Annotated in this window: 14 protein-coding genes; 2 read left to right on the forward strand and 12 right to left on the reverse strand. The window is 48.4% G+C overall.

Annotated elements, in window-relative coordinates; all coding sequences use genetic code 11:
* Window positions 1-96: 96 nt before the first annotated feature.
* From QP794_RS33310 to QP794_RS09825, 8 genes are all read right to left on the reverse strand, one after another.
* Complete coding sequence (locus QP794_RS33310) at window positions 97-1,776, reverse strand: HNH endonuclease (protein WP_483311889.1); 1,680 nt, start codon at window positions 1,774-1,776, stop codon at window positions 97-99.
* 402 nt (window positions 1,777-2,178) lie between these two features.
* Entirely contained in the window at window positions 2,179-3,354 is a 1,176-nt protein-coding gene (locus tag QP794_RS09795; protein ID WP_024629778.1) for an acyltransferase, read from the reverse strand.
* A gap of 301 nt (window positions 3,355-3,655) precedes the next feature.
* Window positions 3,656-5,008, reverse strand: coding sequence for a cryptochrome/photolyase family protein (locus tag QP794_RS09800; RefSeq protein ID WP_285076027.1), 1,353 nt, complete (start codon window positions 5,006-5,008; stop codon window positions 3,656-3,658).
* Between the two features lie 27 nt (window positions 5,009-5,035).
* On the reverse strand, window positions 5,036-6,196 hold the full coding sequence (locus QP794_RS09805; protein WP_285076030.1) for a response regulator: 1,161 nt from the start codon (window positions 6,194-6,196) through the stop codon (window positions 5,036-5,038).
* Window positions 6,197-6,295: 99 nt separating this feature from the next.
* Complete coding sequence (locus QP794_RS09810; RefSeq protein WP_285076032.1) at window positions 6,296-9,391, reverse strand: ATP-binding protein; 3,096 nt, start codon at window positions 9,389-9,391, stop codon at window positions 6,296-6,298.
* A gap of 229 nt (window positions 9,392-9,620) precedes the next feature.
* Window positions 9,621-10,043: an SRPBCC family protein gene (locus tag QP794_RS09815; protein ID WP_459279690.1), complete on the reverse strand. Its 423-nt coding sequence runs from the start codon at window positions 10,041-10,043 to the stop codon at window positions 9,621-9,623.
* A 422-nt stretch (window positions 10,044-10,465) separates the two neighbouring features.
* Window positions 10,466-11,500, reverse strand: coding sequence for an NADH:flavin oxidoreductase/NADH oxidase (locus QP794_RS09820; protein WP_285076034.1), 1,035 nt, complete (start codon window positions 11,498-11,500; stop codon window positions 10,466-10,468).
* Between the two features lie 42 nt (window positions 11,501-11,542).
* Window positions 11,543-11,737 carry a tautomerase family protein gene (locus tag QP794_RS09825; RefSeq protein WP_079348050.1) on the reverse strand — a complete coding sequence of 65 codons (195 nt, stop codon included), beginning with the start codon at window positions 11,735-11,737 and terminating at the stop codon, window positions 11,543-11,545.
* Window positions 11,738-12,045: 308 nt separating this feature from the next.
* Between QP794_RS09825 and pepT the strand changes: the two genes are divergently transcribed.
* Window positions 12,046-13,284: a peptidase T gene (pepT, locus tag QP794_RS09830; RefSeq protein WP_285076037.1), complete on the forward strand. Its 1,239-nt coding sequence runs from the start codon at window positions 12,046-12,048 to the stop codon at window positions 13,282-13,284.
* Between the two features lie 118 nt (window positions 13,285-13,402).
* Here the strand turns inward: pepT and QP794_RS09835 are convergent, their stop codons facing one another.
* On the reverse strand, window positions 13,403-14,095 hold the full coding sequence (locus tag QP794_RS09835) for a Crp/Fnr family transcriptional regulator (protein WP_285076038.1): 693 nt from the start codon (window positions 14,093-14,095) through the stop codon (window positions 13,403-13,405).
* A gap of 247 nt (window positions 14,096-14,342) precedes the next feature.
* Entirely contained in the window at window positions 14,343-15,761 is a 1,419-nt protein-coding gene (locus QP794_RS09840; RefSeq protein WP_285076039.1) for an alanine/glycine:cation symporter family protein, read from the reverse strand.
* 384 nt (window positions 15,762-16,145) lie between these two features.
* Here QP794_RS09840 and QP794_RS09845 point away from each other — a divergent pair, with 384 nt between their 5' ends.
* Complete coding sequence (locus QP794_RS09845) at window positions 16,146-17,075, forward strand: response regulator (RefSeq protein ID WP_285076041.1); 930 nt, start codon at window positions 16,146-16,148, stop codon at window positions 17,073-17,075.
* Between the two features lie 119 nt (window positions 17,076-17,194).
* Here the strand turns inward: QP794_RS09845 and QP794_RS09850 are convergent, their stop codons facing one another.
* Entirely contained in the window at window positions 17,195-17,371 is a 177-nt protein-coding gene (locus tag QP794_RS09850) for an aspartyl-phosphate phosphatase Spo0E family protein (protein WP_024629767.1), read from the reverse strand.
* Window positions 17,372-17,715: 344 nt separating this feature from the next.
* Window positions 17,716-22,911: a rhamnogalacturonan lyase family protein gene (locus QP794_RS09855; protein ID WP_285076043.1), complete on the reverse strand. Its 5,196-nt coding sequence runs from the start codon at window positions 22,909-22,911 to the stop codon at window positions 17,716-17,718.
* Window positions 22,912-22,947 lie beyond the last annotated feature (36 nt).

A 22,947-nucleotide genomic window follows, 5' to 3' on the forward strand; every position in this document is an offset into this window, starting at 1 on the left:
CACCCGGACCTGTTCGGTCTTGGTGTGCTCTCCTTATCAAATGCCCCGCCTGAAACGGATTGTGGAACAAGCTCAGAGCAGTATATCGCTTAACCCTTATTCTAGCTGAGCTTCCTGTATATCCAATTCCAATTCATTAAGCTCTTCCTGATGCGCAGCATTCCACTCGGGAATACCGGAACGCATGAATTCCTCGGCATCCATTGCTGCTTTGGACTGGTTGCACAGATTGCAGGCGCAGACACAATTGAGCGGAGTGGTATGTCCACCCTTGGCTCGCGGCAGAAGATGGTCAATCGTGTCTCCGTACGAGCCACAGAAATAACAGGTATAGTTATCGCGAGTCAGAATAAACCGCTTGAAGTCCTTGTTACTGAACAATCGGCGGATCGTGTACCGATTAACCACAACAGCGGCCTTTTCCTTGACCAGCGTGACCGCCAGCTCCATATCCACTTCTTGATGCCAGCGCCGCCCTTTGTCTGTCTTGCCACGCATGCGCACCATGCCTTGCCGGTTAGTCCGAAGCGATGACGGATCTTCCGGGTCAATCGCTACAGGAGCCGCCGGAGTATGACGGCGGGGACGGCTTTCTGTTCCAGCCCCGTGACTGCGGCTGGAATGTGCAGGCGCCCGCTGCCCGGATGTTCCGGCACGGGCGGTGTCTTCGCTGCCCGCCTTGGGCGCACGCTCCTTGCGTGCCGGGCGCGGCTTCGACCCGGGCGAGCCTGGCTGGCGCACGGGTGCAGGAGGCGCAGCCTCCATCGCCGCGCCCGATGCTTGGCCGGGCGCGAGCCGTGCAGCAGCGGCGGGCTGCACTGCCGCTGTGGGTCCAGCGACCGTATTGGCATCGCCACGGTCGCTCAGGTCCGGCGCACTGGCCTCAGCTATGCTGCGGGCCTGTTCTGCGCCGGACGGCAGCGCGGCAGCACGTTTGCGGCGCCGCTTGCGTTTGCGCTTGGCTGCGGTCGGCTGATCCGCAGCCCCTAGCTCTGCTGCCGGGCCTTGCGGCTTGGCTGGCAGCAGAGCCTTCTTGGCCGCCGCCATTTCCTGCTCGGCGGCCTGATCCGTGCCAGCGGCTATGCGCGCGCGGGCACGCTTCGCAGATGGATCAGCACTCGCTGTATGCACCTGCGAATCCCTGTCTTGTTGTTGAAGCACATCGGTCTGTGGAAGATCTGCAATGTCGCTCGTGGGGTTCGTCTGCGAAATCATTTCCGTCGGCTCATGACCCGGATGCACGTCAGTACGCTTCGCTTTCCTCCTTCTTCTCCGCTTCTTCCTGTTGCCTGAAGGAGACGAAGGGGTAATAGCAGAAGCTGCGACAACATTTTCTCCATAGTCAGCAGAGTCCCGCTCTCTCGGAGAAGTTGAATTCACTGAAGGCTGAGCATCCATACGTCTGTCTGACGCAGACACAGACACAGAACCTGAACCCCTGTCCACTGCATCTGTGATCAGGTCTGCTGCGTGGTTTACAGACGAAGAAGCATCGGCAGCTATATGCCGCCGGGCTGGTGCTACACTATTTTGATTTCCCGTACGCTCATCCGTCTGCCGAATTGAGACGTTATGGGCACTATTGTTATCTGCTTGTCCACCGAGCTGACGACAGCGGCGACAAGCGCCGCGTCTGGCTCCGGGGCCAGCCCGCTTTCCGGTTCTTCGTCGAAATTCGGACAAAGGTCGCTTTTGCCCGCAATACATACATGTCTTGGTCAGTTGCGCTTCATGTTCCGTCATTTCCTGCCGGAAAGGGGCCAAGCCCGTCTCCATGTTGTCACCTCGGTTCCGTATGAATCCGGTTTCTTTCTATTGTATCACATCTGCTCGCTAACACACTCATAGCCAGATGTCTCGTAGTCTTTTGTCTTGTACTCCTGCGTCTGCCCCACGCATTCGTGAAGGATATGTTCCACGTATTCCAATATATCTTGCATCGGTTTCCCGCATTGTTCACATGTTGTCATTGTTCTCACCTTAATCCTGTTCTTAAAGTTCTCTGCTTATCAAATTATTTAAATGGTGTTCCGCCTTCTCATTACCCTTCGAGTATGAAAAAGAAACATCCGTTCCCCATATAAGATTCCAACCGGCAATCAAAAAACCGTTCCCCGCTCAACCCTAATGGTCGACCAAGAAACGGTTTATTATTCCTTTATTGGCATAAATATTTTTTTAACGAACGTCGAGTTGTCCCGAGTTTTGTTGCGGTACCAGACGCGGCTTGGGTTTGGGCAAATTGCCGAAAATCACCCATGCAAACGGAATGAATCTTGCCGTGAGTCCAACCACAATCCACGATGCAATCAGCGCCACACCAAAACCTCCGGCGTACCACAGGTGAATCAACCAGGAAACCCCGGTTTGTGGTGGGAAGTTCCGATAGACCAGCAGGAAAAATGGATGAATCAGATAAATACCGAAGGACAGTGCCCCCAGCCGATTGAGCGGCTTGACGATAAGCGATGGTCCTTTGCGATAGAGCAGGTACGCGATCTGAATGAGCACCAGTGCACAGGCGAACGTATGCAAGTTCCAGAAGAACTCATACCACAGCGTGTTATAGGTCGCAATCTTCATACGCAGCAGATAATAAATGTACACATGACCGAGTCCGGCAAAAATCCATACTGCCCATAGCACAATCCATGAAACTACACGAGCTTTGGTTGCATTGGCCCGACTAATGACAAACCATTGTTTAATCTTCGGAAAATAAACCCCGATAAAAGCACCCAGCATGAAGTAGGAAAAGTACGAGAAAGCCCAACTTCCCTTGTTCGGCACCTGGAATCCATATTTGTTACTTACGATAAATGCCCACTGAATGAGCAGCCCAATCGGTACTGACCATTTGACGACTGAGGGATATTTCTTGAGCAGCCACAAGACCAGTGGGAATAACAGATAAAATTGCATATTAATAAATACAAAGTACAGATGCGTATACGCCTTGCCCGTGAACAATTTCGTTATGAAACTTACGGCTGATTCACCGAATGGACGGCCCTGATAATGCGTGAAGTGCAGAATCACAAAATACATTAATGAAAATATGAAATAGGGCAGCAAAATATAAACAAATCTTTTTTTGTAAAAGTTACTAACCAGCTTCTTATCGAGCGGGCGAGAATAATAGTTATAGAACAGCACAAAACTGCTCATGAAAATAAACGTGGGTGTACCATATTTCATAAAAATATTAATAAAATTGTACAGCCAGTAATACCCTGAACCTGTCATGTCCACCGTAGCGTATGAAGTGGAATGCACACACAGCACGCCGATGATGGCCATTGCCCGTACGAGATTCAGCTCTGGAATTCGCTCTCTTTTGATGGTTTCACTCATAATTAGCGTTTCTCCTTACTATGTTCGTTGATATGTCTAATGTGACTTAGTACGTTAAGCTCACTATCTATTAAAAAGCATAATGCTTAAGAAGGGTAGTCCAATTTCTTAAAAGTTCCTAAATTTTCAACAATTTTCACAGTCCTCTCATGTCTATATATGTAAAAAAGACCGCTATGACGCGGCCTGTGAGCATGTTCCTGTGGGTCCAAAATAATGTTGGGTCACAGGGATGAAAATGGTAAACTCCACTACTAAAATGGATCTTTCCTATATCAACCTATATGTTAAGGTGAGCTTCTTAACCATTGGTCTGACGACTCGCCAGAATTTGTTTATAAACATCAATAGCCGACTGACGGGATGTTTTCAGATCAACAATCGCACCCTGGCGGGGCTGATGAATCTCTTTGCTATGCAAATCCTTCAGGTCAGGCAGCCATTTGCGGATATAATCCCCTTGAGGATCATACTTCTCTGACTGTGTCACGGGGTTGTTCACCCGAAAGTATGGAGCTGCATTCTCTCCAAGTGATGCACACCACAACCAGTTGCCCCGGTTTTGAATGTTGTCATAGTCACTGAGCTTGCGTCTGAAATACGCTTCACCCAGTGTAAACGGGCATTGCAGGTTTTTGGTAAGAAACATCGCGGTCAGAATACGAAGCCGATTCGGCATATGTCCCGTCTCATTCAGTTCCGTCATCGCTGCGTCGATAATCGGAATACCCGTTTCGCCCTTGCACCACCGTTCGAAGTAGTAATCACTGAGCGGCGACAGATCGTAACTTTTCTCATATGTAAAATAATGACTCTCATACACTGCCCGATACAGGTAGAAGTCACGGAAGCATAATTGTCTGATCCATTCATTTGAATAGTCCGTGCGTTTCGCAGCATCATACATCTTGCGGATGGATACAGCCCCCACAGCTACATAAGAACTGAGACGGCTCGGTTCATAAGCTTCATATTCATCCCGATGGTCTCCGTAATCAGCAATCCTGTCGGACAAAAAGCAGTCCAATACGAGATGAGGATCATTCAAATCTGAACTATTAAATGCCAGCAAATGTGGAGGTACCTGAAAGGTCTCCGGCCATTCTATCTGCTGGTCACTGACCTTCACATCCGCAATCGTAGTGGTTGATGCTGGATTGGGATGCTCATTCATGAATTCCACCCAGCGCCGATGGAAAGCGGCAAAAACTTTATATGGCTCGGACTTGCCCGTAAAATCAGCGAACCCCGGCAGATCCATCAGCAAATGATCCGTCAGCTGCGTAAATGTGACATCTCGTTCCTCGGTTACCTTACGTATTCCACGATCCCGTTCGATTGCATACGGGGTCATATCCCGATGAACAATAACTTCATCTACACGACTTTGCATTTGTTCGAGGATGTAATCAGTCACCTCAGCTGGTTTGCCATAAGCCACGTGCAGCTTGCGGCCTGACTCCCGATACCGCTTACCAAGCTCTACAGCATGCTGTAGAAAGTTCACTCCGCTATGTTCCTGATCACGCCCCTGCCGCACCAGGAAAGGATCATAAATGAGCACATGCAGACTCTCCGCATCCTGATTCCGCAGATAATCGAATGCGACCAGATCATCTGTACGCAAATCTTTGCGATGTATGAATAACTTCATGCTTCATCCTCCTGCGTGAACTTCAGCCTACTTTGCCGTTAATTCTTCATATAGTCTGCTTGTCTCCGACTCCGGTTGATGTCCCAGTTCCTCAAGCAGGGTCAGCGTAAATGAATGATATATTCTGAGTATGGCTTGTTGATCATCCATGGATGCATATACTCTCATCATTAATCGGCAGATCTCCTCGGCATAGGGCTCCCGTTCCTGAAGTTCGCTCAATTGCTCTATCGCTTCCTTGCCACGTCCATGCTTCATGTCCCATTCGGCGATATCCATAACCAGTCCCACATATTTACGTCTCAGATCTCTCGCTTTGGATTGAGCCCAGCGATAATCATGCTCCTCCAGATAATCACCACGATAGAGCGGGATAATATCCCTCAACTGATCCACATTGTCTGACGTAACGGCAGCGTATGCCGTCCTTTGCTCGAATTGCTCTACATCACTGACCAGATTACCCGATAACAGACGATAACGGTTCATGTTGTATTCCAGCTTGCCCGTCATGCTCCATTCCTTCAGCAGCTTGCGGATCTGATATACGGAAGTATGCAGATGCGTTAGTCCTTTCTCTTGTGAGACATCTGCCCACAACTGATCGAGCAGAATCTCTTTGCTTACCCAATCCCCTCTATGGTGAAACAAAAACGCAAACAGTTCCTGCGATTTGGCTGTGCGCCACTTGTGCTTCTGTGCTTCCGGCTCCAAACTTCTATAGATATCCAGATGTTTGAAAGTAAGCAATCCAGGTACATGGGTATCCACTCCCACGGCCTCAGATTCCTGATCCTCAGCAGTCGCAGCAACCTGAGAGGATGACGATATCATTCCTGCAGCAATGCGATCAATCGTTTTGGCAAGTCGCACTGAACTTACCGGCTTCAGCACATAATCCAGCGCCTCAAGCTCAAAGGCCTCAACCGCATAATCGGCGTAAGCCGTTACAAATATTATGCGAATACTGCTGTCCAATTGCTGTATATATTCAGCCGCTTCCAGTCCATTCATTTCCGGCATGCCAATGTCGAGAAACACAACGTCCACACGCTCATTTGCCAGAAAATCCAGACCGGCACGGGCTGTCGAAAAACACTGCACGGGGGTAATCCGCCCATCCGATCTTAACAGGCGCTCCAGATGAAGCTGCGCCGGTTTCTCGTCATCGATTACAATGGCTTTCATCGCTCTTCCAGCCTCCTGCCATGATATATTCAATGGGAATACCGCGTATACTGGCATCCGCTTATTCGTTTTTTAACCAGATTCAACTCAACAGGCTCATTATTTGGAGATGAGCCCCTCCTTCACAGGTATGCGGAACCGTATTATCGTTCCTTTTCCCGAATGGCTCTGAATCTCCAGTCCGTGACCGTACAAGGACAACAGACGCCGATTTATATTCTGCAGCCCTACACCTCCAGGACCTTCCGTTCGCCCGGAGTGTACCTGAGCCAAACGTTCAGGGGGTATGCCCACTCCATCATCCTGAACCTGAATGACGATGTGCTCACCTTCCCTTAGAATGCCAAGGTTAACCGTACCGCCTGCAGCACGCGCCATCACCCCATGTCGAATTGCATTCTCCACAAGCGGTTGAATACTGAGCGGTGGCAGGTACAGACGCACATCCGGGTCTACATCATAACGGACTACCAAACGCTCCTCAAACCTCGCCTGTTCCAGATGTACATAGGACTCCACCAATTCCAGTTCCTTGGCAAGCGGAACCAGTTGGTCGCGGTTCTGGAAGTCGAAACTTCCCCGCAAGTATTGGCTCAGTTCAATAAGCAGATCGGTCGCTTTGTCCGGATTGACAGCGCATGTTGCAATAATGACGTTGAGCGCATTATATAGAAAGTGCGGTTTGATTTGAGCCTGCAAAAAAGCCATTTCCGTACGAACAACCTCCTGTACCGAGGTACGCATCTCAATTAACGTCCGTACCCGGGCACGCAGTTCACCCGCATCTACAGGTTTGCTCAGAAAATCATTTGCTCCTGCCTGGAATCCCATTTTGATATCCTCAGGCATCCCGCGAGCCGTCAGCATCAGAATCGGCAGTTCAGACAGGGAACTGTTCTCCCGCAGCTTGCGACATAGTTCAAGCCCGGACATTTGCGGCATCATCCAATCGGTAATGACTAGATCAATGGATGGGTGTTCTTCACGCAGTTTTAATGCCGCGGCCCCACTATCCGCTGCAATGACACGATATCGTTCCGTCGATAACAGGTTGAACAGGACCTGTCGGTTCACGGGATCATCATCTACAATTAGAATGGTATGTTCAGCTTCCAGAATCTCATCTGTCTCATCCCAGTCGATTGCAGGCGTATCCTGTGCTTTTATTTCTTGAGCCACTACATATTGGGCTGCAACAGGTCTCGAACTTGCCTGGAGCAGCGGGAATTGCACAATGGGCAGAGTGAAATGAAAGGTCGAACCTTCACCCGGCTTCGATTCTACCCAGATGGTCCCTCCGCCAAGCTCGACCAGTTTGCGAGTAATACTCAGCCCAAGGCCAGTTCCCCCGTTAACCCTCTCACTTGTTCCGTTGCCCTGTTCGTAAGACTGAAATATGTCTTCCAGTTTATCCGCAGTAATTCCAACCCCCGTATCCGCAACAGATACCGTCACCAGAGCTCCATCCACTCGGGCATACAGCCGAATTTCCCCTTGCTTCGTATACTTATACGCATTGCCCAGCAGATTGTACAGAATCTGTCTTAGTCGATCCTCGTCGGCCTCAACCAACGGTAACGCTGGAGGCCATTGCTGAATCAGCACAATCGGTTTATCCTCAAAGGTGAAACCAGAGACTTCAACGACTGTTCGAGCAACCGATTCGAGATCAACAGCACTCCGTTTTAATTCAATTTCACCATTTTTGAGCTTGGAAAAATCCAGAATATCGTTTACCAGCAGCGAAAGCCGCTTTCCAGTTGACGTGATCATGGACAGATTTTTGGCCTGCTTGGGTGTTACCGCCCCGGCCGCCCCTTCCAACATCGATTGAGCAATATTAATGATGCCATGCAGGGGAGTTCTCAGTTCATGTGACGTATTCGCCATAAACTCATCCTTGAGACTGTCGATAGCAAGCAAACGTTCAGACAACGCTTCAACTTCACGAAATGATTGTGCGAACCGGATCGCTGTTAGAATCATCTGTGCAAAAACAAATAACAGCAGCTCGTACAGCGCAAGAAATGTCGTATCCACAGTGGTGAAAGCACCCACGGTGTGCAGCACAACCACCATAAATATACTCATCATGCTCATCAGGACAAAATGACCATCATTCGGTCGCTTTTTCAGCCAATGGAGCATGGCTCGCAACGTGTAACCAATGACCACAATTGAAATCAGCAGCATAGGCAGCTCCAGCATAGAGAACAGAATAGGAGACAATATAAGACCCACCGCGCATTGGACTAGTACCAGAACCACACCCAAGCGAACAAACCATGAATGGATCGCGCCAGGTACAAGCGCATCCATATAACGAAGCAAGTAATAATACGCAAGAGCCGCGCTAATTAATTGAATCCGCAGAAATTCATTATTCGGCAGGAATGGTAACAGTGTCCCCAGCAACTTCTCTCCATGAGTCAAAGCGTACATCGCACCGGACAGGCTGAATAATCCCAGATACCGAAGCTCTTTTTCACTGCGTCGGAGCCGGAAAAGCATCAGGAAGAAGGCAGCTGGCAGTATAAATCCGAACAGGGTCATCAGGTCCTGGAGCCAGTCCTGCTGTTGGCTTTTCAGAATGCTGTGCTCGTCCCCGAACAAAACGGATGCAATGATGCCGCCAGACGAGTAGCTGTAATTGGATACCTGAATGATAATATCTGCAACGTTGCCTTCTATGGAGGTAAATCCCGTAAAAGGCAAATTGAGCTGAATATCCGTATTTTGCGTTGTGCCTGGCAGCCCTTTGCCGCCAATCTCTTTGCCATCTATAAATATCCGATGGGCCATACGAATATTTTGGGTACGTATCCCATAATCATTCTTCTCTGCTCTCGGGGGAATTCGAACACGCAAATGATAGGTCCCATACCCGTGCGCCTCTCCCATAGTCCCATTCCATCGGGATGGGACATGGATAGGTAAAGGCTCGGAGAGGGGCTTGCGTCCAGATAAATGCGCCTCAAAGTCAACGGGTGCCAACAATTGCCCCGGATAGAAATCCCAGTTACCATTCAGGGATGCAGCCCCCTTCCTGTCGAAATCCCAGCGGGTCAGGTCCAGGACCCCGTCCCTCCCATGAGGATTGCCGCGCTCGGAAAATAACGTTTGTAGAATGGATCCTAGAGGAAAGACAACAATACATATAAAGCTAATGGTGAGCATAATCCAGTGTTTTCTCATCTATGTAATCCTTCCGCCTCCATCGCGAGAGACGTCTAATTTTGTCGTTTTATATCTATAACTCCATGTTACACGTTTCTGTTGCGGACGGAAATAGTTCTTCTATGATATTTTAACACCAAAAAAGCCACAGGCTTAACTACCGGAATGCAGACCGGAGTAAGACCTGTGACTTATATGAATTTGCTGACCATCTGCTTTACTTCTCTGTTGTACTTCTCCCTTTTTCTTACGCTTGCCCAACCACTTGGGCCAGTTTCTGTACAATTCCGGCCCAGCCCTGTTCCATCCGTTCACGAACCATGGCATGAGCTTGTCCAAATTCAGTCAGTTTGTCGGCATCCCAGCCACTGTGAATCAATGTAAAATCTGTATCTTGTCCTTGCTCCGTCAGTTCAAATGTTAGTGTCCAGTCCTTACCCCATTGGAATGACAGCTTGTGTGGCGGTTGGACCTCTGTGACCTTGCATGGTGATTTTCCGAAGGGTCCTGCCTCCAATATAAATTCATGCCCTTCCACCGGCTCCAGATTGCTCGGCATAAACCATGATTCCAAGCCTTTGGACGTCGATACAATTCCCCATACGTTCTCCACAGGTGCGTGAAGCACCAATTGTTCCCTAATATCCGGCAATGCACTTGAAGATTCCATTCGAATCGCCTCCTAGATCTATATCAGCATTTTTCATCTTTCCATTTGATCGCTCATGGGATTATGCAAAACGCCCTTTTCACTTATTGTTCAAGATTCAATAATGCGTGTCAAATATATTCAGCTAACAACAGGTATTCTGTTGACCAACCCTTCAAACCAAATCTATAATTGGAACATATTACATAAAGGTGCGTGATTCCTATGTTAGTCTGCTCCGAAAAATCCAATTCCAACCGTTGCCGGAAGGGATAAACAGTATATCACCTCAATAGGAGCATTCGGGTGGACTGCAAAGTTTAACGAATTAGCGTTTGCTCGGCTCGTTACAAATTACACTAAAAAAGGATGCCCTCCGTCATGTTCATGACTTGTGGGGCATCCCTTTTCAATTGCATTTATATAAATGTTCTAAATCAAGATTAATATCCGCGTGAATATTGCTCTGCAATAGCCGCTTTATCTTTGCTGACGCCGAGTTCCAGAGCTGCATGAGTAGCCCAGTACGGATCGCGCAGCATGCCTCTGCCAACGGCAACCAGATCAGCGTCACCGTTGCCGATAACTGCTTGAGCCAAAGCTGAATCCTCAAGCATTCCCACCGCGATGACAGGAACATTCAATTCTTCACGGAAACGACGGGCAAATGGAACCTGGTAACCAGGGTAGTTCCCCGGTTTACGTTGTCCGGAAGATCCTTCACCACCGGAGCTGATGTGGAACATGTCCACGCCGGCTGCCTGATAGGCACGGGACACTTCAATGGTATGATCGATATCATATCCGCCATCGGCGTATTCTATGGCCGAAATCCGCATAATCAACGGCATATCTTCCGGCATTTCTTTCTTCGCCGCACGGATAATCTCAACGCCAAAACGGGAAAGATCCTGTCCATACACATCCTCACGATGATTCATCAACGGAGAATGGAATTGGTGAATGAGATAACCATGCGCACCATGCAGCTCAATGGCGTCGACCCCGGCAGCTACTGCACGGCGTACCCCGTCCGCGAACTTCTGTACCATGGCTTGTGCTTCCTCTGTTGTTAAAGCGTGTGGCGTATTGAAGCTTTCTCCAGGGAAGGTAACCACCGACGGAGCTACAGGCCGAGCCGCATCCTCTGCTTTACGTCCTGCATGCGCGATCTGAATCGCCACTTTGGAGCCATGAGCGTGAATGCCATCCACCACTTTGGCAAAGGCAGGAATGTGATCGTCCGACCAGATGCCCAGGTCATTATCGGTGATGCGTCCGTCCGGATCAACATCCGTCATCTCAATTATAATCAATCCAGTACCCCCAACGGCACGGCTTACATAGTGAACCTGGTGCCAATCATTCGGAATACCATCTTTGGCAGTTACGGAATATTGGCACATTGGCGCCATGACGACACGGTTATTTAATTGAAGCCCCTTAATTTGAAACGGGGAAAATAATTTCTCTGTCATTTCAGGTACATCTCCTATTCAATATGGTATATGTTAAGGCGTTTACTTGTTTTGCTGATCGGAAAATAGCTTTCCATTCTTGCCGTAGTTACTCTTCTCCAGATCCTCAATGAAAATGAATACATTGCTCGGATCGACGTCCAGTGTCTCACAAGCCACTTGGGTCATCCGTTCAATCAGCTGGCGTTTCTGCTCCGTCGTCTTGCCTTCCAGCACTTTAACGGTTATAAATGGCATGGCTAAATTCACATCCTTTTATCATTGATTATTATGAACTTTACCTACAGAAAAACAAGTACGTACTTTTTTGTGAGATAGTACCCTTTTTTATACCTAGTTGGTCCTTTCTTTCCTCCGATGCGTCCGGCACAACTCGAAATGGACCCAAAACATGATATGATAGCCATACAGACATACTGGAAATAATATACCCACTTTATATAAGTTGTATCTAAGCGTTACACGAAAACGGACCTCATAGTGTTTCAGTGTAAAATAAGTAATTCAACTTATATAATAAACCGAAGCCAAAGGAGCGATTACTGGTGAAAGATATTTTAATTCAAAGACTCACAACCTATGCTCAAATGGATACGCAATCCGATGAAAACAGTGAAACTTGTCCTTCCACACCAGGCCAACTGGTCTTGGGAAAATACCTTGTTGAAGAATGCAAATCCATTGGTTTGCAGGAAGTGACGATGGATGAGAACGGCTATGTGATGGCTACACTGCCATCCAATACAGACAAGGATGTTCCTGTGATCGGTTTTCTCGCTCACCTGGATACAGCGACCGACTTTACAGGCAAAGATGTAAAACCACAGGTGATCGACAACTATGATGGACAAGATATTGTACTGAATCAGGAACTGGATGTGGTGTTATCCACCACCGATTTCCCGGAACTGCGTGAATATAAAGGCCACACCTTGATCACAACAGACGGCACAACACTGCTTGGTGCGGATAACAAAGCAGGCATTACCGAGATCATGACGGCAATGGCTTATCTGATTGAACACCCGGAAGTGAAACACGGGAAGATTCGCGTCGCTTTTACCCCGGATGAAGAGATTGGCCGCGGGCCGCATAAGTTCGATGTTCCTGTTTTTGGAGCCAAATATGCCTATACGGTGGACGGCGGACCGCTCGGCGAGCTGGAATACGAAAGCTTCAACGCGGCTGCTGCCAAAATCACGGTACGGGGCACCAACGTGCACCCGGGAACAGCCAAAAATAAGATGGTCAATTCCGCCAAAATTGCGATGGAGCTGAACCGCCGTCTGCCTGCGGAGGAAGCTCCCGAGTTCACAGAGGGGTATGAAGGATTCTATCATCTGTTATCCATCGAGGGAGACGTCGAATTGACCAAGATGAGCTACATCATCCGGGATTTCGATCGGGAGAAGTTTGAGGAACGCAAAGCGTATTTGTTGAGTGTCGTGGACGAGTTAAAGAGCAAATATGGCGAGAAAAGCATCTCCATTGAATTGAATGATCAGTACTATAACATGCGTGAGAAAATCGAACCTGTACGTCAGATCGTCGATATTGCACATGAAGCGATGACCCGCCTGGATATCGAACCTGTCATCCGTCCGATTCGTGGAGGAACAGACGGTTCCCAGCTCTCGTACATGGGTATGCCTACACCCAACATTTTCACTGGCGGAGAGAACTATCACGGCAAGTTTGAATATGTATCGGTTGATAATATGGTGAAAGCCACACAAGTCATCGTGGAAATTGCTCAATTATTCGAACAGCGCGGAGAAGTTTAATCGAAGCATAAAGCTGCAGCACAGCAATTAAAATGGATCATTCACCAACAGGTGAAGGCACGGGCACCCTCTTTCATATGACAAGCTGAGGGTGTCTTTGCCGTCCCGTGCCCCTTATTTATTCGTACATATTGCCTCCCGCAATTTCACGCAGCTGATCCAGATTGCAGATGACCATGTTGCGCTGTTCTTTGCGAATGATTTCACGGTCGCAGAGATCATGGATGACCCGGTTCAAGTGTCTATAGCTCGTGCCAAGCATATCGGCGAGCTCTGTCAGATTGGAGGTCTGGATTTCTTCGGTGACTTGCTCCCCTTGTTCCATCGTGGACAACAGATAACTCGCAAAGCGGCTCTCGACCGGATATAGCAGATTGAGACTCGACAGATTCGAGAAGGTATACAACTTGTGGGTCACATGACTGAGCATAAAATGGAGGAACTTCGGGTTCTCCGCATATGTATTTTGGAGATAGCGATAGCTTACACCGAGCAGCAGGCTCTTGTTGACGGACTCAACCGTATTTTTGGCTTCCTTGCCATTCACCAGCTCCAGATCACCTATGAGTGCAGGCGGCATACTGAAACGTAGCAACAGTGACTTACCGTTTGGCAGCGTTGTATAAATCTTGAGTTTGCCCTGAACGAGAAAATACAAGCGCTCGGGGCGTTCACCTTTGGCACATATAATCTCGCCTTTGGAGGCTTCAAGTAACCTTAATTCAGCAAGCGCAGGCTCATCGAGCACCTGATCCAGGCCATGCTCCCGCGCAAGCTGACGCAGCAATTCAAAGTCCATGATTTCTCTCATCTCGGATTACCCCCAATGAAATTTAACCGTCTACTAATGGACCTAGGTCCTTTTATCCGATAAAGAAGAAGCCTGAGCGGCCTTCTGCGTATTATACCAAATGCTCATATAACAAAGAGGACTTGGAAGTCCCATGATGGAAATTCCAAGCCCTCTTTTTATATCTTTTTATCGTGCTGTAAGTGTATCTTGTGTTTTATCTAAATCATCTAAATCTGTTATTCCTTTATTATTTGGCAGCTTTATTTCATTTTCTTCCTACTACCTCGGCCTCAGACTCCCAGCACTCCACCTCACCCGGAATGTGAATACGGTCCCGCGTAAAGATCGGATCACGCCCTTCGGCCTTTTGCTTCTTATAATCCTTCAGCGCTTCAAATGTCACCTTGGACAGCATCAGAATGGCAATCAGATTCACCACCACCATCAGCCCCATAAACAGGTCGGCCAGGTCCCATACCAGCTGTACCTTGGCAACAGCACCGAAAAGAACCATTGCGATGACACAGACACGGTATACCCATAGCCATATTTTATTAGATTTGATAAACTCAATATTGGTTTCCCCATAGTAATAATTCCCGATAAGCGTACTAAAGGCAAACAGAAACACCATAACTGCCAAAAATCCGGACGCCCATGAACCAATATGCACACTTAATGCCGCCTGGGTCAATTCAATTCCACCCAAATTCGAGCCTTTGTAAACGCCTGATAACAAAATAATCATAGCTGTGCTTGTACAAATGACCAACGTATCGGTCAACACGCCCAATGCCTGAATAAGTCCTTGTTTGACCGGATGTGTAGTATGCGCCGTAGCCGCAGCGTTCGGTGCACTACCCATACCTGCTTCATTGGAGAACAAACCACGTTTGACACCATTCATCAGCGCAGCTCCAAGTGTACCGCCAGCGACTTGTTCAATGCCGAAGGCATTTTTCACAATCAGCGCAATCATGGCCGGGAGCTGGGTGATGTTCGACAGAACAACAAATGCAGCCACGCCAATGTATAGCACAGCAAGAACAACGACGATGTATTCGGACGCCTTGGCAATCCGTTTAACACCGCCCATAATGATTCCAGCAAACACAACGGCCATAATAATACCCACAGTCAACCGATCGATGCCGAATGAATTTTTGAATGCCACCGTAATCGTGTTGGACTGCACCGCATTAAAGACCAAACCGAACGACAATGTGATAAGAATCGCAAACAAAATTCCCATCCAGCGTTTCCCAAGGCCACGCTCCATATAATAAGCCGGCCCCCCGCGGAATCCGCCCTTATCTTTGATTTTATAAATTTGAGCAAGTGTACTCTCTACAAAACTGGAGGCTGAACCAAAGATCGCGATGACCCACATCCAGAATACAGCCCCGGGTCCCCCCAGTGCAATTGCCAGTGCAATACCGGTAATATTCCCGGTACCTACGCGGGCTGCCATACTGATACAAAATGCCTGAAACGGCGAAATTTTGCCGGGCTCCTTACTTCTCGGCTCCCTAAGCACTTTCACCATATCTCCAATCATGCGAAATTGCATGAACCGGGTCTTGGTCGTAAAGTACAGACCGCATACCACCAACAATATGATTAACAGCTTGGACCACAGAAAATCATTGAAAACTGCAATAATATCTTGTATTGTTTGCTCCATTGGCAATGCCCCTTTTCGTAGATGGTTCATTAAAAAGTGTTTCCCAGCTGTATGACTAAGCGAAAAATTCTTATACTACTTCATAGAGCATCGTTTGTACCATTCTGCACATCTCGGAATCCACATTTTCGGATGTTACTTATACTACAGGGGCATCTACGGAAATCGACAAATACCTACACAGAATCATTTAAATTTTTTTATAAATAAGCAACGTTTATCCATTCACTGTTACTTTATCTGACATATTGGTCGCATACACGGGTCTTCACATCGGGATATACAACCAAGTATGATAATAGAGGACATTAAAAGCAGGATAAATCGTCTTCACCCATACATTTTTCTCATAACGACTACTTCATCAGAAAGGAGGTCACTGAAATGCGTTATTTTATTGTGGATGATGATCCTGGCGTTCGATCTATGCTAATGGATATCATTGAAGATGAGGGGCTTGGAGACATTGCGGGAGAAGCAGAGGATGGAGCTCATATTACTGCCGAACTGCTGGAGCTGCACAAGGTGGATGTACTGCTAATTGATCTGCTCATGCCGCAGCGAGACGGGATTCAGACCATACGTGCTCTTGAAGGAAGGTTCAATGGCAAGATCGTGATGATCTCCCAGATAGAATCGAAAAATATGATTGGGGAAGCCTATTCTCTTGGCATTGAATATTATATTACGAAGCCGATCAATCGGTTGGAGATTCTGTCTGTTTTGCGTCTGGTGGACGAACGTCTGCGTATGCAGCAATCCATCGCAGATATTCAACGTACACTGCAGGGACTCTCCAGACTGCAATCTTCCGATCGTAATGCAACACCGGTGCCCGACAAAACAATTACGACGGCAGGACATTTCCTGCTATCCGAGATGGGCATGATCGGGGAAGCAGGCAGCAGAGATCTGCTGGACATGCTGGAATACCTGGAGCAGATTGAAACCGAGGAACATAAGCTCTCTCCATATACGTTCCCGTCACTTAAGGATATCTTCCAGAATGTAGCCCTGCGCAAATTGGGCTCCGATGCTTCATCAGCAGAAGTGACAAAGGAGATCAAAGCATCCGAACAGCGCGTACGCCGTGCCATTTTCCAAACATTAAGCCATGTCGTATCGCTCGGGCTCACGGATTATACACATCCGAAGTTTGAGAACTATGCGTCAAAGTTCTTTGATTTTACGGAAATTCGCAAAAAAATGCTGGAACTGCAGAACAATGTGGAGCCCTCCTTGTCCCAGACCCGCATTAATACGAAAAAGTTCGTTCAGGTGCTGTATCTGGAAGCCAAGCGGCTGTTGCATTAAATAGTAACAAAAAATATGCGCGCATGATCGTACTGGAATGATTCAGCATTCGTTCTTCCTGCTGTCTATTCCAGCTATTATCATGCGCGCATAATTGCCTAAAAGTGCATCTATATCCATCAAGCCCTTGGCTTGCTTAGGTTCATTCGATTATACTCATTAATCAATTCATCCAGTACCATGGACTGCTGTAGCACATCGGGATGTCCAAATCTACCCTCGTTATGCTCTACCAACATATGAAGGTTATGTCTGGCTTTCTCTATTTGATTTTTCAATTCCAAACTCATAACCATCGCGTCTGATCCCTCCTTATTTCTGTGTTACATTTTAGGTTTTCCTGTCAATCTATAGTTGGATTAACATATGGCATAGTTGGCATGGATGTTTTGTATGCTTCTCCAAATTTTGATAGTCACTGATACCATCTCTAGAGGGCGATCCACAAATGGCTCTGGAGCGCCTTATTGATGGTAAGATTGTAAGTTTACAAGCAAATTTCCCCCACTACCTTCACAATCAAACAGTTGTGTCATTATTGTGTATGTTAAAAAAACAAAAAAGCACCTCTCAATATACAGGCTACCCAAGGGGTTATCCTATATCGATAGAGAGGTGCTTCATCATTTGATCCGTTTAATTAATGCGTGACCTTCACTGTAATCAATTCACTTGAAACTGATCCACTTTCATTGCTCCATTCCACAATGTATTTATACTCTCCAGGTGCGCGGTCGTTGACCGCCACTGTTGCTGTCTGTGCATTCGGGGATGCAGCAGTCAACGGTTGGCTGTCGATCTCTTGACCATTCTCATACAGGCGATAGGAAGTGGCATTTGTGCCCCACCACATATTCATCGTAATGATATAGTTTCCATCTCCATCCCAATTGTCATGAGAGAGCACCGGTTTTGCCGGCGCTGCATCACGCACGGTTACGGTATGGGGAGCACATTCAGTTGTTCCCTTTGAATTGATCAATTCGCAAGTATATACATACGTACCGTTTACCCGGCCCGAAATATTGGTAGATGCCTTTTGGGCGGAAGGGCTTGAGACGGTGAGCTTCTGGGTATCGATCAGTTCACCGTTCTCATACAATTTATACTGTGTACCGTTATTCCCCCACCACATATTCATCGTGATAGTGTATGTTCCATCCGCCAAACCATCGCCATGCTGGTTATCGTCGGACAAGGACGGTTCACCTGGTGCACCTGTGGCATGGTCTGCGGAAATGACTGTCACTTCCACGGAAAGCTCGGTGATGAGCCCCGCACCATTAACCGCCTTAGCTGTAAAGATGTGTTTTCCCACCAGACCCGTCAGTGCAATCTCATCACCCTGTTCTACGGCCTCACCGTCCCAAGTCAATTCCAGAAGAGTGATTCCGGACTCCGGATCTTCTGCCTTCACATCAACTTGGAGTATATCCTCTTCGCTCATCTGTTCCGCAGGCATGCCGGTAATGACCGGAGGTGTCGTATCTTCGGGTTCTTGCGGAGCACCTACATAACGAATATTCGGTGCTGCTGGCTGCTCCATGCCTACTCCCAGATGGAAGCAGGTATGTGGCGGCTGGTTATAGGCTACATTTTGCCAAGCTACGCCAAGTCGGTAGACCGGATCATGCATCAACGTGCGAATACGTACATCCGTCTCATCTGTCGTCGTATAGATGCGTAATTCCGAGCTGTCCTGACTGCGCCACATCACTTCTTCACGCCAGTCGCCAAACAGGTCAGCCTGCAAACTCGGGTTGGCTTTGGTGCCATTGTTCGAAGCCGAACCTGTTGCTGTCAGCAAATTCACTGTCGTTTGGTTCGCATAATCCCACTTGTCGATACGAATATCGTCCTGAAGCTCACGCAGCAGATCACCGTCCCACCAGATGCCGAAGTTCGTGGACGATGGAATCTTCGTCGTGATCAGTTCACCCTGAGCACTGTAAAGCCCGGTGATTGGAATATGCTCAGCATTGGTGATCGTTGCAGCCCACACCTCAGATCCCGGATAATTTGGATCAACATCGGCGGCCATGCCGCGTCCGGTATCGATGCCTGTGAACACACCCCAGAGAATCTCTCCTGTAGCAGCATCACGCATTTCCATACCGTACTGCGAATCTTTATGTTCATGTACGTCGAACACTTCCAATCCTGGACGAGTCGGGTCCAGATCGCTCAGATGCATGGCATCGCCATGACCAAGCTTCGTATTGTATAACGGTTTGCCATCATCATCGATGGCCATTGCGCCAAATGTAATCTCATCCTTGCCATCGCCATCCACATCTGCAACCGAGAGGTTATGGTTTCCTTGGCCTGCGTACTCGCCGTAGCCATCATCGTTGGAGTCAAAACGCCACACTTTGCTCAGCTTGCCATCACGGAAATTGTAGGACGCGAGCACGGTACGCGTATAATATCCACGGCTGAACATCGCACTTGGATGTTCACCGTCCAGATACGCCACCGCTGCGAGGAAACGGTCCACCCGGTTTCCATAGCCATCGCCCCATGAAGCCACATCTCCACGCGGTGGATCATATTCTACCGTATCCAGTGCTGCTCCGGTTTCACCATCAAACACCGTCAGGAATTCATCCCCAAGCAGAACGTAACCCGAACTGTTCCGGTGGTCTACATTAGCGTCACCAATGACTTTTCCTAGTCCATCGACGGTACCATCAGCGGTACGCATCATCAGTTCCGCTCTGCCGTCACCGTCGAAGTCATAGACCAGGAATGGAGAGTAGTGCGCACCCGCTCGGATATTCGGCCCCATATTGATGCGCCAGAGTCTTGTTCCATCCAGCTTGTAGGCATCCATATAGACAATGCCGGTATATCCGGATTGGGAATTATCCTTGCCGTTGTTGGGCGACCACATCAGGACAATCTCATATTCACCATCACCATCGACATCGCCAACACTGGCATCACCCGCATAATACGAATACGGCTGTCCGTCTTTCGTATACGCATCCGCAGGTTTTTGAAGAGGTACAGACAGATACTGCTCCTGCCAAACGCCAAATTCCTTCGTTGCTGCTTTTTCAATGCCGTTTTGTACGGTCATGACCCGGTATTTGGACGCATCCGTTCCTTCGGCATCCGTAAAGTTGGTGCTTCCCGTTATCGGTTCATCGTTAAGCTTCACGCCATCCCGATACAGATTAAAGGCAATGGTCTCGGCATCCAGCCCCAGCATGCGCCAGCCGATATAGTTGCCAATTTCCGTTTTTACAGCGACCGGAGCACGGTCCAAATATTCCATTTCGCGATTCAGCGTCGTTGCTACCGGTGTTTCAAGTGCACCCGAAAGTTCGGATACCCCACCCGCATTCACAGACGCCACTTTATAGAAATAAGGAATGGTGCTGAGAATGGTGGAGTCTGTGTATACTTTCTCCTTGGTACGAGCAATTAGATCATACGGCCCATCCTGCTTCACAGCGCGATAGATTTGATATGCCCGTGCACCTGCTGCTTCCGTCCAGCTGAAGGAAACATCATTTTTGTTGATGCTTTGTAACGACAGGCCTGAGGGAATCTCTGCCTTGTCTACAGATGAATCAATCGTCGATACAGGCAATGCATTGGATGCTACCGATTCTGTTCCTGTATGATCCGCAGCCGTTACCGTATATACATAATTCATGCCCAGGTCGACCTTGTTGTCGATATAGGTTGTTGTATCGGTGGTTGCCAGCAACTCGGCCTTGGCCGCTCCAGTTGACTGACGGTATACCTTATACTGCACGTCATCTCCAATAGCGTCCCATGACAATGCAGCAGTGATCGGATCACTCTCCAGATCCAGTCCATCCAGCTTCAGATTGGAAGGGGCCACCAATACTGGTGTAATCTCAAGCCCGTTGAGATGGGCCGTTTGCCCACTGAAGATCAGATTCATCTGTCCATCCTGAACGTTTATCTGGTTGATCACTTTTTCGGCTATATTTTGAGCGCCGGAAGATACCGTTCCATAATCTTTGCCTTCAATATTGATGTTCGTCCGCGCCGAACCAATCCAGTCCCCCGTGTACGTCTTGACCGAATAGGTACCATTCGGCAGATCGATTTTGAATTCATACGAGCCGTTAAAATAGATCACGAAGTCACGACGCAGGTTATCCGTCGCACTGCCACGATCCCGATCGGCCATATTGGCGGAAGACGTTAATCCATAACCGCGTTCAGGCGTGTACAGCGTGTTCCGATTGACTTCCGTATACCCTTCAGCAACCGGAGAACCTACCGGGCCAAAGTCATATCGATACGCTGCCGATTTGGTGGTGAAGCTGACTTCATCCGAAGGATTGGATTCGCCGCGACCATTCACAGCGGTTACTCGAACCGTGTACGACTTTCCTTCGACCAATCCGCTCAGCGTTAAAGTCGGTACGGTTGCCGTTCCTGCCAGCTTGTAGGCAGATTCCGGCTCTGTTAAAAGTTTGCGGTACACTTTGTAGATGTCTGCGGTGTCATCGGCCGTCCATTTCAGTACTGCTCCGGCGTTGCTGATGCTGCCTGCCTTCAATCCAGCAGGTTTGGCTGGCAATTCAGCCGGAACTTCGGCATCCTGGACCGCTTCCGATAAAGGCAGGTCCAGATCGCGAACCGCACCTGCAACCAGACGGGCGATCTGAATCGCTCCGTATTCCTGGAAGTGGGTATTATCCGTTGCCCCATTCGGGAACGCCTGATAGATACCTGGTGATACATGGAGGAAGACAGACAATGTCGCTTCCGGTCCAATGGAATCATAGTACGCAATGCTGAGTGCGCTCAGATCGATCAGCATCACATTTTTCTCCGAAGCTACTTCCTTCATCGCCTGCACATATTCAGGGAAGGATACATTGAACTTGCCTGTGTCTGCGTTAAAGTCCCTGCGACCCATTGGCGTTACCAGAATTGGCGTAGCTCCCCGCTGCTGCACGCCGTCTATGTAGGTTTTCAGATAGTTTTTGTAATCGGCGGGTGAAGCATAGCGGTCAGGAACACTGATCGTTGCATCATTGTGTCCGAACTGCACGAACAGATAATCTCCCGGACGAATGAGGCGCAGAATTTCATCCAATCGGCCTTCAAAAATAAAGGATTTGGAACTGCGTCCACCAATGGAATGGTTTTTAATCTCCACGGCATCACTGAAAAAGGACGGGAACATTTGCCCCCAACCCGCTTGGGGCTCCCAATATGGGTTATAGGTCTGCATCGTGGAGTCACCTGTAAGGTACACAGCAGGTTTGTTACCTGCTTCGCGTTCCTGCTGTTTGGTGATCACAAGTGCATTGATATTGGCGGCCGTTCCGGAGAATTCAAAGTTCATCTGCCCATCCACAAGTGCAATATCGAAGCTCATCTCCAGATATTCACCTGCTTGCTTGGTGTTCTGCTGAACCTTGCTCATGCTCTCCACTTTGATTGCAATATCCGTGCTGCCTGCACTGTCACCAGCGACAAGGGAGACGGTGTAGTCACCGTTCGGCAGATCTACCTTAAATCCACTCCCATCAGCAACGGTGGCAAAATCCGATTTGATCGGATCACTTGTACCCCGATCCTGCACCGTTACCTTGGACACATCGGTAAATCCATAGCCAAGTTCCTTGGAATATGAAGACGCTGCGTCCACGCCTGTATATCCATTCGCAACAGCTCCTGAACCAAAGTCGAATTTATAAGTGCCTCCTCCCGCAGCTTCATCAGCCGATACGGCTGCACTTGCTGTTGGTGTGCCAAACAGGCTCCCCCACCCCAGACTCGAAATGGTAAATACCCATAGGAGCAAAACCAAGCCAACTTGCCGCGTCTTCGCGATCATGAACACCCATCCTTTCGTTTCCTCATCAATGAATGA

The sequence above is a fragment of the Paenibacillus sp. UMB7766-LJ446 genome (assembly GCF_030226665.1).
In the GTDB taxonomy this organism is placed as follows: Bacteria; Bacillota; Bacilli; order Paenibacillales; family Paenibacillaceae; genus Paenibacillus; species Paenibacillus vandeheii.

Bases quoted from the DNA above. Each gene is read 5' to 3' on its own strand.
- QP794_RS09820 (WP_285076034.1), bottom strand. From the start codon at position 11,500: ATGACAGAGAAATTATTTTCCCCGTTTCAAATTAAGGGGCTTCAATTA.
- QP794_RS09840 (WP_285076039.1), bottom strand. From the start codon at position 15,761: ATGGAGCAAACAATACAAGATATTATTGCAGTTTTCAATGATTTTCTG.
- QP794_RS09850 (WP_024629767.1), bottom strand. From the start codon at position 17,371: ATGGTTATGAGTTTGGAATTGAAAAATCAAATAGAGAAAGCCAGACAT.
- QP794_RS09835 (WP_285076038.1), bottom strand. From the start codon at position 14,095: ATGAGAGAAATCATGGACTTTGAATTGCTGCGTCAGCTTGCGCGGGAG.
- QP794_RS09805 (WP_285076030.1), bottom strand. From the start codon at position 6,196: ATGAAAGCCATTGTAATCGATGACGAGAAACCGGCGCAGCTTCATCTG.
- QP794_RS09815 (WP_459279690.1), bottom strand. From the start codon at position 10,043: ATGGAATCTTCAAGTGCATTGCCGGATATTAGGGAACAATTGGTGCTT.
- QP794_RS09845 (WP_285076041.1), top strand. From the start codon at position 16,146: ATGCGTTATTTTATTGTGGATGATGATCCTGGCGTTCGATCTATGCTA.
- QP794_RS09795 (WP_024629778.1), bottom strand. From the start codon at position 3,354: ATGAGTGAAACCATCAAAAGAGAGCGAATTCCAGAGCTGAATCTCGTA.
- QP794_RS09825 (WP_079348050.1), bottom strand. From the start codon at position 11,737: ATGCCATTTATAACCGTTAAAGTGCTGGAAGGCAAGACGACGGAGCAG.
- QP794_RS09855 (WP_285076043.1), bottom strand. From the start codon at position 22,911: ATGATCGCGAAGACGCGGCAAGTTGGCTTGGTTTTGCTCCTATGGGTA.
- QP794_RS09810 (WP_285076032.1), bottom strand. From the start codon at position 9,391: ATGAGAAAACACTGGATTATGCTCACCATTAGCTTTATATGTATTGTT.
- QP794_RS09800 (WP_285076027.1), bottom strand. From the start codon at position 5,008: ATGAAGTTATTCATACATCGCAAAGATTTGCGTACAGATGATCTGGTC.
- QP794_RS33310 (WP_483311889.1), bottom strand. From the start codon at position 1,776: ATGGAGACGGGCTTGGCCCCTTTCCGGCAGGAAATGACGGAACATGAA.